This window comes from Streptomyces sp. NPDC048191 (genome assembly GCF_040652655.1).
Lineage (GTDB): Bacteria > Actinomycetota > Actinomycetes > Streptomycetales > Streptomycetaceae > Streptomyces.
The window spans coordinates 159,657-174,853 of record NZ_JBEZMO010000010.1 but is presented as its reverse complement, the minus strand read 5'-3'; the positions used below and the strand labels follow the sequence as shown (position 1 = coordinate 174,853).

Sequence of the window (15,197 nt, the reverse complement as noted above, 5' to 3'; positions counted from 1 at the left end):
CGGCGGCACCCCGCCCGGCCCCCTCCAGCAGGCGGCCGCCCTCGGGCCCCGCGCAGGATGCAGTGTGGGAGGCCCGCCAACCGGCCGGGCGCACCACGACCCGCGCACCCGGGAGGATCGCCGTGACCGTCAGTCTGGAGCAGTTGCGCCGCTGCCACTTCGCCGTCGACCTCGGCGCGGCCCGCACCCGCGTGTACGTGAAGGGTGCCGGCCTCGTCGTCGACCAGCCCTCGGTCGCCGCCATGAACACCCGTACCGGGGCGCTGATAGCCGTGGGCGAGTTCGCGGAGCAGATGATGGGACGGACGCCGGGCTACATCCGGGTGGTCCGTCCCATTTCCGGGGGCACGGTCGTCGACATCGAGATGGCCCAGCGCATGCTGCGTCAGCTGATCGGGGACAAGATGCGCCGGGCCCTGCGCCGCAACCTCCGGCTCCGCGCGGCGGCCTGCACCCCGCACGACGCCGATCCGCTGGCCCAGCGGGCGACCATCGAGACCCTGGTCGGGCTGGGCTGCAGAAAGGTCGAGCTGGTGGACACGCTGATCGCGGCCGCCGTCGGCTGCGGGCTGCCCGTCGAACGCCCCGAGGCCACCATGATCATGGTGTGCGGGGCGGCGGCCACCCAGGTCGCGGTGCTCTCGCTCGGCTCCATCGTCACCGCCGAGCGGATACCGGTCGGCGGCGAGGCCGTGGACCACGCGATCGTGCAGCACCTGCGGCACGAGCACGAGCTCATGCTGCCCAGCCAGTCGGTACGGCCGCTCCAACTGGCCCTGTCCGGCAACGGACTGACCCCGCACGGCCCCGCCTCCACGGAGATCCACGGCCGGGACGTGGCCACCGGACTCGCCCGCAGCGTGCGTGTCGACACCGCCGCCGTACGGGACGCGATCCAGACCCCGCTGACCGCCGTCCTCGACGGCATCGGCAAGGTCCTGCGGGACTGCCCGCCCGACCTGGTGGCCGACCTCGCCGACAGCGGGATCATCATGGTCGGCGGCTCGGCACTGCTGCCCGGCTTCGACCAGATGCTGCGCGAGGCCACGGGAATGCCGGTGCACATCGCCGAGCGGCCCGACATCTGCGCGGCCCAGGGCCTGGGCGCCATGCTGGAGGGCCGGATCGAGCCCCTGGTCCTGAACCCGCTGGCCGCCTGAGCGGACGAGGCGGGTCCGAGGATCAGTACGGCAGGATGCGCCCCGACGGCGTCCTGCGGTCGATCTCGCGGTCGCGCGGAGCGGCGGGGCGCCGGATGACGCGTACCCGGATGCGACGGTCCATGACGCCCTCCCTCTGCGGATGCGGCCCGGCGGTGGACGCCCGGTAGGAGGTGGGTGCCCAGGACGCGGGCTGTTCAAGCATGTACGGGTCAAGCAGACGGTGCCGTACCGCTGTCGACGAACAGGGGGGCGGGGGTGCTAACGGGCCGTGTACCGGCCGAGGACGAGGTCGAGCCGCGTCAGCCACTCGCCGAGCCGGGCCGATCGCCGGGCGTTCAGCTCGCAGTCGTACACGCCGCCGTCCCACAGCCGTACGACCACCGTGAGGTGGTGGCCGCGCCGGGCGCGAGAGATGTGCGCGATCTCCGCCCACTCGAAGTCCGCGGCCGCGCCCGCCACTTCGAGGACGACCCCGCCGGCGTGCACGACGACACGTGACTCCCCGTCGGCGAGTTCGACCTCCGGCAGGGCGTACGGCACCGGTGGACCGAACCCCTGGACGACCTGCGGCGGGGGCGCGGCCGGGTACGGAGGGAGCGGGACCGGGGTCACAGGGGTGGCCGGGGGCGCGGCGGGCGGCGGGCCCGGCTGCGGAGGTGCGGCCAGGGTCGGGGCGTACGCCACCTCCGCCGGGACCGGCGCCGCGGGCGTGTCGGTCAGCAGGTCCAGCAGCTCGGTGGGGGTCGGCCGGGCCGCCGCGTCCTTCGCCAGGCAGCGCGCGACCACACCGGCGAGCGCGGCGGGTACGGCGGCCAGGTCCGGCGGTTCGTGCACGGACCGGTACATCAGCCCCATCGGCGTGCCCTCGCCCCAGGCGCTGCCGCCGGCCGCCGCGACCAGCACCGCGCCGAGGGCGAACACGTCGGCGGCGCCGGTCACATCGTGCCCGAGGGCCTGTTCGGGGGCGAGGAAGCCGGGCGTGCCGAACGCGGTGCCGGTGGCGGTGAGCCGGGTGGACTCGACCGCGCGGGCGATGCCGAAGTCGAGGACGCGCGGGCCGTCGGCGGCCATGATGATGTTGCCGGGCTTGAGGTCGCGGTGCACCAGACCGCAGGAGTGGATGGACTCCAGCGCCTCGGCGAGCGCGGCGGCCAGCGCCCGCAACCGCGGCGCGTCCATCGGGCCCTCGGCGGCGAGCCGCGCCGCGAGGGTCGGTCCGGGTATGTAGGCCGTGGCCAGCCAGAGCGGGTCGCCGTCGAGGTCCGCGTCCACGACGGGCGCGGTGTGGAAGCCGCCGACCGCACGGGCCGCCTCGACCTCGCTGCGGAACCGCTCGCGGAAGACGGGGTCCGCGGCCAGCTCGGACTTGGCCACCTTCACCGCGACGGCCCGTCCGCCGCGCGTCCGCGCGAGATACACGGTGCCCATTCCGCCCTCGCCGAGCCGCCGCTCGACGAGGTATCCCCCGATGCGTTCCATGCGAACAGTATGGCCGCCGTACCTCAGCCGCCGGACGCCCCCCGACGACGGACGCCAACCTGCCGACGTGGGAGGGAGCTTGGTCCCCGGTCGCCTCGGCGCGGGGGAGCGGCGGTGTGCCGTCCTGCCGGCCTGCCCGAGGGGCCGCCTCGCCGTCTCCCAGCTCGTCCCCGCCCCCGAGCGGGCGAGCACGCCGTACGGCACCATCGCCAGGCCCTGGCGGCCGGTGCGGTCCCCTGCGTGGCCCCTGGCGCGACCATCCCGGTTCGCACCCCTCGCACCTCGTCAGATATAAGGGAGCGTGTATATTGATATACGACTCTAGATATACAGGGGCCATCATGAGCCGCACCGTGATCGATCTCGACGACGAGGCGCTGGAGGCCGCAGCCAAGGAGCTCGGCACCACGACCAAGCGCGACACCATCAACACGGCCCTTCGGGAGGTCACGGCCCGCTACCGGCGGCTCCGCGCTCTCGGAGAAGCCCGCGAACTGGTCGCCGAAGGCGCCCTCGACGTGGACATCCTCCTCGACAAGAGCAGGTACCGGTCCATCGGCGGGCAGGACGGGGGCCGCGAAGCGGGAGCGGACGCGTGACCGTCGCCGACTATCTGATCGACACCTCCGCCCTCGCCCGCGTCCTGCTCGGCCGGAGCACCGCCGAGTGGGACGACAGGATCGGCGCGGGACTCGTCGCCCTGTGTGACATCACCGAACTGGAAGTCCTCCACTCATCCCGCTCGGCCTCGGACCGGGAGCGGGTGAAGCGCGCGCTGGGAGCCCACTACACCTGGTGTCCCATGCCCGACGGCGTCTACCGACGCGCACGCACCGTCCAGGAACTGCTCACCGCCAAGGGCGAGCACCGCAGTGCGGGCCCCGCCGACCTGCTGGTCGCCGCCGCCGCGGAAGAGGCGGGGCTGACCCTGCTCCACTACGACCGCGACTTCGAGACGATCGCCCGCACGACCGGACAGCCGGTACGGATGATCGATCTCACGAACTGATCGGCCTCGGACCCCCGTTCAGCACACAGTTCAGCACGCAGATGAGCAGGCGCCGGGCCCGCCCGCCGTCACGGCCTGTGCCGGTCGAGGATGCTCATCAACTTTCGCGCGACAGGTCGGCGAGTCGCTCCCGCTGCCGGTCGTCGGCGCGGCCGGAGGCCTCACGCCAGGCGGCGCCCAGGTCGCCGTCGTCGAGCAACGCGCCGGTCGGCACGGGCCCGCCGTACCGGCCGCCGTCTCACGACGGGCGTCCTCCGTTGCACACGTGTGGTCGCTGCGCGCCGAGTTGAGCTCGGAGGCTTCTCCAGTCACTGCATCACCGCAGGTCACAGCAGGGAGGTAGCCTCAGCCCCACGGCTCACCAAAACAACGGCCAACGGAGTGGGATCCGCCGCCTCAGAGTCCCGATTCCGGCCACCCGAAGTGACCTTCGCGCAGGTCAGAACGTTTCTCTGACCTGCGCCTGGTGGGGCGGGTGGGACTCGAACCCACGGCCGACGGATTATGAGTCCGCTGCTCTAACCGGCTGAGCTACCGCCCCATAGCGGCGTGTCGCGTACATGTGTGCGCGCCTGTTGCCGCAGCATAGCCGCTCATACGATCTCCTGCTTCGGATGGTCGGCATCTGCGCTGCTCATGACCTTGAGGACTGCGGCGCGTGCGCGGCGGTTCCCGCGGGCATGAAAAAGGACCCCCAAGGGGTCCTCGTTCACCGCGCTCCCCCGACTGGACTCGAACCAGTAACCTGCCGGTTAACAGCCGGCTGCTCTGCCAATTGAGCTACGGAGGACCGAAGCTCCCCCGACTGGACTCGAACCAGTAACCTGCCGGTTAACAGCCGGCTGCTCTGCCAATTGAGCTACGGAGGATCGCCTCGATTGCATCGAACGTACCTACCTGGGTATTCACCAGGGGGCGGGCGCTCGCTGCGACACATACATTAGCGCAAGCAGGGGGGTGCTCCGCCAATCGGTTCCCCCCGGCGCCCACGTCGCACCACAGACCCAGGCAAGGGAAGGGTGGCAGCCATGCGCTACCGGCTCACGTTCGTCGCCGGACTGGCCCTCGGTTACGTACTCGGCACGAGGGCCGGACGCGAGCGCTACGAGCAGCTGAAGAAGTCGGCTCAGCGGATCGCGCAGAACCCCGCCGTGCGCAACACGGCCGAGAGCGCCGCCCAGCAGGGCCGCCAGTACGCCGGCAAGGCCTTCCACACGGTCAGCGACCGGGTCGGTGACCGTGTCCCCGAGTCGGTCGCCCAGCGGGTGCGGTCCCTCCGGGAGCGGAACGTGAACGGCACGCCCGAGGACGACTGGGGCACCAGCAACACCTGACGGCCATGCCGCGTACCCGCCGAAGCACGGGAAGCGTCCCTCCCTTGGGCGCCCTCGGCCACCGCATCCGCAGGAATGCTGCAAAATGCGGTGCATGGGGATAGTCGCCGGCTTGGACAGCTCACCGGACTTCACACGCATCGTGGTCTGCGACACGGACACGGGTGCCGTACTACGGCAGGGCTACGCCCCTCACCCGGTGGAGGGCCGGCCCAGCGACGTGGACCCGCAGGCCTGGCTGCTGTCCCTGGGCGAGGCCGCCGGGGGCGGCCTGCTGGAAGGCGTGCAGGCCATCGGCGTGTCGGCCCAGCAGAACGCGCTGGTCCCGCTGGACGCGCAGGGCAACACCGTGCGCCCGGCGCTGGTCGGCGGCGACAAGCGGGCGCAGGTCGCGGCGGCGGATCTCATCGACGCCCTCGGCGGCCGGGAGGCCTGGGCGCAGGCGGTCGGCTGCGTGCCGCAGGCCGCCCAGCCCGTCACCAAGCTGCGCTGGCTCGCCAAGAACGAGCCGGAGAACGCCCGCAGGACGGCCGTCCTGCTGCAGGCGCACGACTGGCTGGTCTGGCAGCTGCTGGGACGGCCCGTGCGCAGGACCACCGACCGCGGCGGCGCCTCCGGCACCGGGTACTGGTCGGCCGCGACCGGCGGCTACCGGCCCGACCTGGTCGAGCTGGCGCTCGGCCACCAGGCGATGCTGCCGGAGGTGATCGGCCCCTCGGACGCGGCCGGTACGACCCCGGAGGGGCTGCTGATCTCCGCCGGCACCGGGGAGACCATGGCCGCCGCGTTCGGGCTCGGGATCGGGCTGGGGGACGCGGTCGTGTCCCTCGGTGCCTCCGGGTCGGTGATGGCCGTGCATCCCGAGGCGCTCGCGGACCAGTCCGGGATGATCACCTCCCTCGCCGACGCCACCGGCATGCACCTGCCGGTCGTGACCACGCTCAACGCCGTACGGACCCTGCGCGGCACCGCCGAACTCCTCGGGCTGGCGGACCTGGAGAGCCTGTCCGAGCTGGCGATGAAGTCCACCCCGGGCTCCCACGGCCTGGTCCTGCTCCCCTATCTGGAGGGTGAGCGGACGCCGAATCTGCCGCACACCGCCGGGACGATCGCCGGCCTCCGGCGCGAGTCGATGAAGCCCGAGCATCTGGCGCGGGCCGCGTTCGAGGGCATGCTGTGCGGGCTCGCGGACGCGCTGGACGTGCTGCGCGGCCGGGGCGTGGACGTGCGGCGGATCTTCCTGCTCGGCGGGGCCGCCGAGCTGCCGGCCGTGCAGGCCGCCGCGCCCTCGCTGTTCGGCGCGCAGGTCGTCGTACCGCAGCCGGCGGACTACGCGGCGATCGGCGCGGCGCGGCAGGCGGCCTGGGCGCTCGGCGTGTCGCAGGGCACCCTCGATCCGCGGACCCCGCCCGCCTGGCAGGGGGCGGCTGCCCAGGTCCTGGAGCCGGGCGACGAGCTGGCCGTCGGGCAGGCGGTGCGGCAGCAGTTCACCGCGGTACGGGAACAGACCCATCCGGGGGCGTTCCGCTCTTAGCTCAAGAGGCCGGTAGGCCGGGTAATTCGGTTGAGGTAACGCGGGTGGAGTGTCCGACGATAGGGGCCAAGGGCACACCGACCAGCCCCTGTCGCCGACTCCGAGAGACCTAGCGTGCTCATACGACTTCTGCGGACCCACCTCGGGCCGTACAAGAAACCCATCGCCGTAGTGGTGCTGCTGCAGTTCCTGCAGACCTGCGCCACTCTCTATCTGCCCACGCTGAACGCGCACATCATCGACAACGGTGTCGTGAAGGGTGACACGGGTTACATCCTGTCCTTCGGCGGCCTGATGATCGGCATCTCGCTGGCCCAGGTCGTGTGCAACATCGGCGCCGTGTACTACGGCGCGCGGACCGCCTCCGCGCTCGGCCGGGACCTCCGCGCCGCCGTCTTCGACCGGGTGCAGTCCTTCTCGGCGCGTGAGGTGGGTCACTTCGGGGCGCCCTCGCTCATCACGCGTACGACGAACGACGTGCAGCAGGTGCAGATGCTGGCCCTGATGACGTTCACGCTGATGGTGTCGGCGCCCATCATGTGCGTCGGCGGCATCGTGCTGGCGCTCGGTCTGGACGTGCCGCTGTCCGGGGTGCTGGTCGCGGTGGTCCCGGTGCTCGGCATCTCCGTGACGCTGATCGTGCGCCGGCTGCGGCCGCTGTTCCGGTCCATGCAGGTCCGCCTCGACACGGTGAACCGGGTGCTGCGCGAGCAGATCTCCGGCAACCGGGTGATCCGCGCCTTCGTCCGGGACGAGTACGAGGTCGGCCGGTTCGGGAAGGCGAACGGCGACCTGACCGAGATGCAGCTGGCGACCGGCCGGATGCTCGCGCTGATGTTCCCGATCGTCATGACCGTGGTGAACGTGTCGTCGATCGCCGTGGTGTGGTTCGGCGCCCACCGCATCAACAGCGGCGGGATGCAGATCGGTGACCTGACCGCGTTCCTCGCCTATCTGATGCAGATCGTCATGTCCGTGATGATGGCCACCTTCATGTTCATGATGGTGCCGCGCGCGGAGGTGTGCGCCGAGCGCATCGAGGAGGTGCTCGGGACCGACTCCAGCGTGGTGCCGCCCACCGCCCCGGTCACCGAGCTGCGCCGGCACGGCCATCTGGAGATCCGGGGCGCGGGCTTCCGCTATCCGGGTGCCGAGGAGCCGGTGCTGAAGTCCATCGACCTGGTGGCCCGGCCGGGCGAGACGACCGCCGTGATCGGCTCCACCGGCAGCGGCAAGTCGACGCTGCTCGGCCTGGTCCCGCGGCTGTTCGACGCCACCGAGGGCCAGGTCCTCGTGGACGGGGTCGACGTCCAGGAGGTCGACCCGAGGCTGCTGGCGAAGACGGTCGGTCTCGTCCCGCAGAAGCCGTACCTGTTCGCCGGGACGGTCGCCACGAACCTGCGCTACGGCAATCCGGACGCCACCGACGAGGAGTTGTGGCAGGCGCTGGAGGTGGCGCAGGCCAAGGACTTCGTGAGCAAGCTGGAGGGCGGGCTGGACGCGCCGATCGCGCAGGGAGGCACCAACGTCTCCGGCGGTCAGCGCCAGCGCCTGGCCATCGCCCGCACCCTCGTGCAGCGCCCGGAGATCTACCTCTTCGACGACTCCTTCTCCGCGCTCGACTACGCCACCGACGCGGCCCTGCGCGGCGCGCTCTCCCGTGAGACGGCGGAGGCGACCGTCGTCATCGTCGCCCAGCGGGTGGCGACCATCCGGGACGCCGACCGGATCATCGTGCTGGACGAGGGCCGGGTCGTCGGCTCCGGCCGGCACCGGGACCTGATGGCGGACAACGAGACCTACCGGGAGATCGTGCTCTCCCAGCTGACGGAAGCGGAGGCTGCCTGATGGCCGGGCCCATGGGACGCATGATGGCCGGGTCGGGTCCCGACCAGCGCTCGATGGACTTCAAGGGGTCGGGCAAACGGCTCGTCTCCCAGTTCCGGCCGGAACGGCTCACGATCTACGGCCTGCTGCTGTGCGTGGTCGTCAGCGTGACCCTGAGCGTCATCGGCCCGAAGATCCTCGGCAGGGCCACCGACCTGGTGTTCGCCGGCATCATCGGCCGGCAGATGCCGTCCGGGGTGACCAAGGAGCAGGTCCTCGACCGGATGCGGGCCCATGGCCAGGGCTCCATCGCGGACATGCTCAAGAGCACCGACTTCACGCCCGGCAAGGGCATCGACTTCGGCGCCGTCGGCAACGTCCTGCTGTTCGCGCTCGCCACGTTCCTGGTGGCCGGTCTGCTGATGGCGGTGGCGACCAGACTGGTCAACCGGGCCGTGAACCGCACGATGTACCGGATGCGCGAGTCCGTGCAGGCGAAGCTGTCGCGGCTGCCGCTGTCGTACTTCGACAAGCGTCAGCGCGGTGAGGTGCTCTCCCGCGCGACCAACGACATCGACAACATCGGCCAGACCCTGCAGCAGTCGATGGGCCAGCTGATCAACTCGGTGCTGACCATCATCGGTGTGCTCGTGATGATGTTCTACGTCTCCTGGATCCTGGCGCTGGTCGCGCTGGTCACCGTGCCGCTGTCGTTCCTGGTGGCCACCCGGGTCGGCAAGCGGTCGCAGCCGCACTTCGTGCAGCAGTGGCGCACCACGGGCAAACTGAACGCCCACGTCGAGGAGATGTACACCGGGCACACCCTGGTGAAGGTGTTCGGCCGCCAGGAGGAGTCGGCGAAGCAGTTCGCCGAGCAGAACGAGGCGCTGTACGAGGCCGCGTTCAAGGCGCAGTTCAACAGCGGTGTGATGCAGCCGCTGATGATGTTCGTCTCGAACATCAACTACGTCCTGGTCGCGGTCGTCGGTGGTCTGCGGGTCGCGTCCGGCACGCTCTCCATCGGTGACGTCCAGGCCTTCATCCAGTACTCGCGGCAGTTCTCGATGCCGCTGACGCAGGTCGCGTCGATGGCGAACCTGGTGCAGTCCGGTGTCGCCTCGGCCGAGCGGGTCTTCGAACTCCTGGACGCGGAGGAGCAGGAGGCGGATCCGGTGCCGGGCGAGCGTCCGGCGGAGCTGCGCGGCCGGGTGCGGCTGGAGCAGGTGTCCTTCCGGTACGACCCCGAGAAGCCGCTGATCGAGGACCTGTCGCTGACCGTCGAGCCGGGCCACACCGTGGCGATCGTCGGCCCGACCGGCGCGGGCAAGACCACGCTGGTCAACCTGCTGATGCGGTTCTACGACGTCTCCGGCGGGCGGATCACGCTCGACGGCGTCGACATCCGGAGGATGAGCCGGGACGAACTGCGCTCCGGGATCGGCATGGTGCTGCAGGACACCTGGCTGTTCGGCGGCACGATCGCGGAGAACATCGCCTACGGTGCCGCGCGCGAGGTGACGCGGGGTGAGATCGAGGAGGCGGCGCGGGCCGCGCACGCCGACCGGTTCGTCCGTACGCTGCCCGACGGCTACGACACCGTGATCGACGACGAGGGCACGGGTGTCAGCGCGGGTGAGAAGCAGCTCATCACCATCGCGCGGGCGTTCCTGTCCGACCCGACGATCCTGGTGCTGGACGAGGCGACGAGTTCGGTCGACACCCGGACCGAGGTGCTGATCCAGAAGGCGATGGCGAAGCTGGCGGCCGGGCGGACGTCGTTCGTGATCGCGCACCGGCTGTCGACGATCCGGGACGCCGACACGATTCTCGTGATGGAGAACGGGTCGATCGTGGAACAGGGCGCGCACGCGGAGCTGTTGGCCGCGGACGGCGCGTACGCCCGCCTCTACAAGGCCCAGTTCGCGCAGGCGGTGGCCGAGGTCGACTAGGCACAGGGGGGCGCCCTCGAAGGCGCCCCCTTTCAGTCCAGGTATCCCCTCAGCTGGTCGGCGAAGGCGTGGTCCCGGAGTTTGTTGAGGGTCTTGGACTCGATCTGCCGGATCCGCTCCCGGGTCACCCCGAAGAGCCGGCCTATCTCCTCCAGGGTGCGCGGGCGGCCGTCGAGGAGGCCGTAACGGAGCTGGACGACCTTGCGCTCCCGCTCACCGAGGGTGGACAGGACGGCCTCCAGATGCTCCCGCAGCAGCAGGAACGCCGCCGACTCCACGGGGCTCGCCGCGTCGCCGTCCTCGATCAGGTCGCCGAGGGCGACGTCGTCCTCCTCGCCGACCGGGGCGTGCAGGGACACCGGTTCCTGGGCGAGGCGCAGCACCTCGGACACCCGCTCGGGCGGCAGGTCGAGGTGGGCGGCGACCTCTTCGGGCGTCGGCTCGTAGCCCCGCTCCTGGAGCATGCGGCGCTGCACCCGGACGACCCGGTTGATGAGTTCGACCACGTGGACCGGGACGCGGATGGTGCGGGCCTGGTCGGCCAGGGCCCGGGACATGGCCTGGCGGATCCACCAGGTGGCGTACGTCGAGAACTTGTAGCCGCGGGCGTAGTCGAACTTCTCCACCGCCCGGATCAGCCCGAGATTGCCCTCCTGGACCAGGTCCAGCATGGTCAGGCCGCGGCCGACGTACCGCTTGGCGACGGAGACGACGAGCCGCAGGTTGGCCTCGATGAGCCGGCGCTTGGCCATCCGTCCCATGACCACGAGCCGGTCCAGGTCGAGGGCCAACTCGCTGTCCAGCTCGGGGGTGTTGCCCAGCTTCTCCTCGGCGAACAGGCCGGCCTCGACGCGGCGGGCGAGCTCGACCTCCTCGGCGGCGGTGAGCAGCGGGATACGGCCGATCTCGCGCAGGTACTGGCGGAACAGGTCGGCGGAGGGGCCGCCGGTCTCGGTCCGGACCGGGGCCGGCGTCTCGGCGGGCGCGGGCTCCAGTGGTTCACCGGCCTCCTCGGGCTCGTCCATGAGCACCTCCGCCGGCGGTTCCGTCGGCTCGGCGGGCACCGCCTCCGGGTGCAGCGCGGCACGGCTCTGCGGGGGCACGGCCGCGAGGACGTCCGTCTCCGCGTCCGGGTCGTCCGCGGTGGTGCTGGTGGCGCTGTCGGTCTGTGTGAGGGTCTGGGTCTGCACGGGGGCGACCTCCAGGATGATCGCTGCTGAAGAGGGCGGCAGCGGTACTTCGGGGGCGGAGAGTCGACGGCCTGCGCTCCTGGGACAGGCCCCAGGGACTCGGGCACCGCACCCAGTGTGGGGTACGACACATCCCCGCCACGAGGGGCTTGCGGTGACTTTTTGCGTCCGGTCCGTGACCGGACGGTGATCGGCGCAGGAAAACCGGGCGTCGCACTCCGCCTTGATCTGCGAGGATCCCCGGGTGACCGGACTCCTGTACGAAACCCATGTGACCGTCAGCTGTGCCGGCCCGGCCGAGACGGAGCGGTTGCGCACCTGGGCGCGGGCGGCGGGGCTGAAGCTGACCCCCATCGTGCTGGCCCGGGGCCGGATGCGGGAGCAGCCGATGCTCACCCTGGCCGGTTCGGCGTCGTACGCCGAGCAGTCGGCGCGGGCGGCCGGGACGGTGGCGGCACTGAGGTCGGCCGGTTTCGCGCCGGTCCGGGTCAAGACGGAGTCGGTGCCGTGGGCGCCGGAGGTGCCGGACGGGCCGTGCGGGGGCGGCCAGTACTTCGAGCACCATGTGAAGCTCCTGCTGGATGCCGGTACGGATCTCGCCGAGCTGACCGACCGGGTCGTCCCGCACGGCGCCCATCTGTCGTGGAACGCGCGCCGTATGCGCGGCGACGGACGGCACGAGCGGTTTGTGACGCAGCGCTGCCGCGGGGTGGCCGACGGGGAGGCCGGGCGGGCGCTGGAGCGGCTGCTGGCGGAGCTGGGTGGGCTCGAAGTGCTGTGCGTGGAGCGGGAGTTCGTGCTCCACGACAGCGACGAGTCGGTGGACGACGGATGGCTCGAGGAGCCGATGGCTCAGGGGGTGCGGGGATGAGCGGGACGCGGCGGCAACGGCCCACCGAGGACGTGCCCCGGACACTGGCCTGGATACCCGGCGACGACGTGACCCAGCGGCCCGTCTTCGAACCGGCCCTCAAGCAGTACCAGAACGCCTACCGCGCCACCGACCCTGTCTTCACCGACCCGGCACGCGGCGAGGCCTGGCGTACCGCCCGCCGGCGGGCCCTGCACCTGGTCCTGGCCGCGATCGCGGACTCGGAGTGGTCCGAGTCGCTGGTGCTGCGCGGCAGTCTGCTCATGTCGCTGTGGTTCGGGGAGGCGGCCCGCGAGCCCGGTGACCTGGACTTCGTCGTCGTACCGGCCGACTGGGGAATCGAGGAGGAGCGGACCGACCGGATGATCCGGGGGATCGCGCGGGCCGCGCGGTCCCGCGGGGGCGAGGTCGCCTTCTCGCCGCGAGGCGCGGTCGTGGAGGACATCTGGACCTACGAGCGTGTGCCCGGCCGCCGCATGGTCCTGCCCTGGTCGGCACCCGGCCTGCCCGGCGGGCACGTGCAACTGGACCTCGTCTTCAACGAGCGGCTGCCCGAGGCACCCGTGCCGGTGGAACTGCCGGACGGCTCGGTGCTGACGGGCGCGACGCCGGGGCTGTCACTGGCGTGGAAGGTGATGTGGCTGATCACCGACCTCCACCCACAGGGCAAGGACCTGTACGACGCCGTCCTCCTCGCCGAACGCCATCCGCTCTCCCACGAGCTGCTGCAGCAGGTGGTCCGGGAGTCGGGCGAGTGGCCGAACCCCGCGCTGGAGCAGCCGATCCCCCTGGCGGACGTCGCGACGGCGGCCCGACACGTCGAGTGGGAGCACTTCGTCACCGAGTACCCCCGATTCGCCGACCGCGCGCCGGAGTTCGCGGAGCGGCTGGTGCGGGCGGTGACCCCGGCCTTCCCGGCCGGGGCCTGCTAGAGCGCCTCCGCCCCCCGCTCCCGCAGCGTCTGGTCGTACTGCTGGAGGACCCACAGCTCGTTCTGCACGGCGGCCAGCTGGGCCGGGTCGCCGCCGCTGGAGAGGCGGGTCATCTGGGACTGGATGTCGCGGATGCGGCGCTCCACGGCGCGGCGGCGGATCTGCACCAGGACCGTGCCCGCGTAGGTCTCGTCCACCGTGCGGCGCAGGATCGGCTCGACGGCCAGCTCGGTGACCATCGCGCGGACCGTGTCGTCGGGCGCGGCCTCGCGGACCCGGACCAGATACTCCTGCGGGTCGGCGACGCCGTACTCGGCGCCGCCCGACTCCGCGACGGCCTGGCGTACGGCCGCGTAGGGCGGGGCGGTGAACTCGTCCACGCCGTAGGCGTCGAAGGCCGGGGAGACCAGCTCCGGGCGCTGCAGGGCGAGTTTGAGCAGTTCGCGTTCGGCGGCGTGGACCGGGTTGCGCAGGGTCAGTGCGGGGCCGCTGTTCGCCGGGCGGGGTGCCGCCGCCCACTGCTGGTCGGCGCCGCGCGAGCGGTCCTGCTGCGGGGCCTTCCCGCCCCGGTCCCTCGCCCAGCGGGCCAGCTGGGCCACGCGCCGGACCACGAACTGGGTGTCGAGGATGCCGAGCATGCCGGCCAGTTCCACCGCGACCTCGTGCTGGGCCCCGCTGTTCTTGATCCGGGCGACGACCGGTGCGGCCTCGTCGAGCGCGGCCGCACGGCCTGCCGGGGTGTCCAGGTCGTAGCGGCTCACGATCTGGCGCAGCGCGAACTCGAAGAGCGGGGTGCGCGGCTCGGCCAGGTCGGCGACCGCCTCGTCGCCCTTGGCCAGGCGCAGCTCGCACGGGTCCATGCCGTCGGGCGCGATCGCGATGTAGGTCTCGGCGGCGAACTTCTGGTCGTCCTCGAAGGCGCGCAGGGCGGCCTTCTGCCCGGCCGCGTCGCCGTCGAAAGTGAAGATCACGCGGGCCGAGCCGTTGTCCATCAGCAGCCGGCGGAGGATCTTGATGTGGTCCCCGCCGAAGGCCGTACCGCAGGTCGCGATGGCCGTCGTCACTCCGGCGAGGTGGCAGGCCATGACGTCGGTGTAGCCCTCGACCACGACCGCGCGGCTGGCCTTGGCGATGTCCTTCTTCGCCAGGTCGATGCCGTAGAGGACCTGGGACTTCCGGTAGATCGCCGTCTCGGGGGTGTTCAGGTACTTCGGGCCGTTGTCCGCCTCGTAGAGCTTTCTCGCGCCGAAGCCGACGACCTCGCCGCCGATGTCCCGGATCGGCCACATCAGACGGCCCCGGAACCGGTCGATGGGTCCCCGCCGGCCCTCCTGCGACAGCCCGGACAGGAGCAGCTCCTTGTCGCTGAAGCCCTTGCCGCGCAGGTAGCGGGTGAGGTGGTCCCAGCCCTGGGGGCTGTAGCCGACGCCGAAGTGGACGGCGGCCGCCTGGTCGAAGCCGCGCTCGGCGAGGAAGACCCGGCCGGTCTCGGCCTCGGGGCTGGTGGCGAGCTGCTCGGCGTACCACTGCGCGGCGATCTTGTGCGCCTCGACCAGGCGGATGCGCTCGCCGCGCTGGTGGGCCGGGTTGTACCCGCCCTCCTCGTAGCGCAGCGTGATGCCGGCCTGGGCGGCGAGACGCTCGACCGCCTCCGAGAAGGAGAGGTGGTCCACCTTCATCACGAAGGTGATGGTGTCGCCGCCCTCCTGGCAGCCGAAGCAGTGGAAGAGTCCCTTGCTCGGGCTGACCTGGAAGGACGGCGACTTCTCGTCGTGGAACGGGCACAGCCCCTTGAGGTTGCCGCCGCCCGCGTTGCGCAGCTGGAGGTACTCGGAGACCACGGCGTCGATCGGGACCGCGTCCCGTACCGCCTTCACGTCCTCGTCGTTGATCCGTCCTGCCACGCGTG

Annotated in this window: 12 protein-coding genes and 3 tRNA genes; 9 read left to right on the top strand and 6 right to left on the bottom strand. The window is 71.6% G+C overall.

What is annotated here, in order from left to right; translation table 11 throughout:
- Positions 1-122 precede the first annotated feature (122 nt).
- Positions 123-1,160 (top strand): rod shape-determining protein, encoded by a 1,038-nt coding sequence (locus AB0D93_RS19005; RefSeq protein WP_362120666.1) that lies wholly within the window; start codon positions 123-125, stop codon positions 1,158-1,160.
- Between the two features lie 261 nt (positions 1,161-1,421).
- Here the strand turns inward: AB0D93_RS19005 and AB0D93_RS19000 are convergent, their stop codons facing one another.
- Positions 1,422-2,642, bottom strand: a complete 1,221-nt coding sequence (locus AB0D93_RS19000; RefSeq protein ID WP_362120664.1) for a serine/threonine-protein kinase — start codon at positions 2,640-2,642, stop codon at positions 1,422-1,424.
- 341 nt (positions 2,643-2,983) lie between these two features.
- Between AB0D93_RS19000 and AB0D93_RS18995 the strand changes: the two genes are divergently transcribed.
- Positions 2,984-3,241: a type II toxin-antitoxin system VapB family antitoxin gene (locus tag AB0D93_RS18995; protein WP_362120661.1), complete on the top strand. Its 258-nt coding sequence runs from the start codon at positions 2,984-2,986 to the stop codon at positions 3,239-3,241.
- Positions 3,238-3,651, top strand: a complete 414-nt coding sequence (locus AB0D93_RS18990) for a PIN domain nuclease (protein WP_362120659.1) — start codon at positions 3,238-3,240, stop codon at positions 3,649-3,651. The genes AB0D93_RS18995 and AB0D93_RS18990 overlap by 4 nt, the downstream gene beginning before the upstream one ends.
- Before the next feature lie 464 nt (positions 3,652-4,115).
- On the opposite strand, the gene AB0D93_RS18985 is transcribed toward AB0D93_RS18990, so the two are convergent.
- The 3 genes from AB0D93_RS18985 to AB0D93_RS18975 all read right to left on the bottom strand — a co-directional run bounded on the left by AB0D93_RS18985 (position 4,116) and on the right by AB0D93_RS18975 (position 4,520).
- Positions 4,116-4,192, bottom strand: a tRNA-Ile gene (locus tag AB0D93_RS18985).
- A gap of 176 nt (positions 4,193-4,368) precedes the next feature.
- Positions 4,369-4,441, bottom strand: a tRNA-Asn gene (locus AB0D93_RS18980).
- Positions 4,442-4,447: 6 nt separating this feature from the next.
- A tRNA-Asn gene (locus AB0D93_RS18975) sits at positions 4,448-4,520 on the bottom strand.
- Between the two features lie 159 nt (positions 4,521-4,679).
- Between AB0D93_RS18975 and AB0D93_RS18970 the strand changes: the two genes are divergently transcribed.
- From AB0D93_RS18970 to AB0D93_RS18955, 4 genes are all read left to right on the top strand, one after another.
- The gene (locus tag AB0D93_RS18970) at positions 4,680-4,985 is read left to right on the top strand and encodes a YtxH domain-containing protein (protein WP_362120657.1); all 306 of its coding nucleotides are present in this window, start codon (positions 4,680-4,682) and stop codon (positions 4,983-4,985) included.
- 94 nt (positions 4,986-5,079) lie between these two features.
- The gene (locus AB0D93_RS18965) at positions 5,080-6,519 is read left to right on the top strand and encodes an FGGY family carbohydrate kinase (RefSeq protein ID WP_362120655.1); all 1,440 of its coding nucleotides are present in this window, start codon (positions 5,080-5,082) and stop codon (positions 6,517-6,519) included.
- A 114-nt stretch (positions 6,520-6,633) separates the two neighbouring features.
- Complete coding sequence (locus AB0D93_RS18960; protein ID WP_362120653.1) at positions 6,634-8,367, top strand: ABC transporter ATP-binding protein; 1,734 nt, start codon at positions 6,634-6,636, stop codon at positions 8,365-8,367.
- Positions 8,367-10,295: an ABC transporter ATP-binding protein gene (locus tag AB0D93_RS18955; RefSeq protein WP_362120651.1), complete on the top strand. Its 1,929-nt coding sequence runs from the start codon at positions 8,367-8,369 to the stop codon at positions 10,293-10,295. Before AB0D93_RS18960 ends, AB0D93_RS18955 begins: the two co-directional genes overlap by 1 nt.
- Positions 10,296-10,327: 32 nt before the next feature.
- On the opposite strand, the gene AB0D93_RS18950 is transcribed toward AB0D93_RS18955, so the two are convergent.
- Positions 10,328-11,527 (bottom strand): RNA polymerase sigma factor, encoded by a 1,200-nt coding sequence (locus AB0D93_RS18950; RefSeq protein ID WP_362120841.1) that lies wholly within the window; start codon positions 11,525-11,527, stop codon positions 10,328-10,330.
- Between the two features lie 202 nt (positions 11,528-11,729).
- On the opposite strand from AB0D93_RS18950, the gene AB0D93_RS18945 reads away from it, so the two are divergent.
- Together AB0D93_RS18945 and AB0D93_RS18940 are read left to right on the top strand one after the other, a co-directional pair.
- A complete protein-coding gene (locus tag AB0D93_RS18945; protein WP_362120649.1) occupies positions 11,730-12,356 on the top strand; it encodes a hypothetical protein in 627 nt (208 codons plus the stop codon).
- The gene (locus AB0D93_RS18940; protein WP_362120647.1) at positions 12,353-13,288 is read left to right on the top strand and encodes a nucleotidyl transferase AbiEii/AbiGii toxin family protein; all 936 of its coding nucleotides are present in this window, start codon (positions 12,353-12,355) and stop codon (positions 13,286-13,288) included. Before AB0D93_RS18945 ends, AB0D93_RS18940 begins: the two co-directional genes overlap by 4 nt.
- Here the strand turns inward: AB0D93_RS18940 and dnaG are convergent.
- Entirely contained in the window at positions 13,285-15,192 is a 1,908-nt protein-coding gene (gene dnaG / locus AB0D93_RS18935; protein WP_362120645.1) for a DNA primase, read from the bottom strand. The two genes, AB0D93_RS18940 and dnaG, sit on opposite strands and share 4 nt — an antisense overlap.
- Positions 15,193-15,197: the final 5 nt, after the last annotated feature.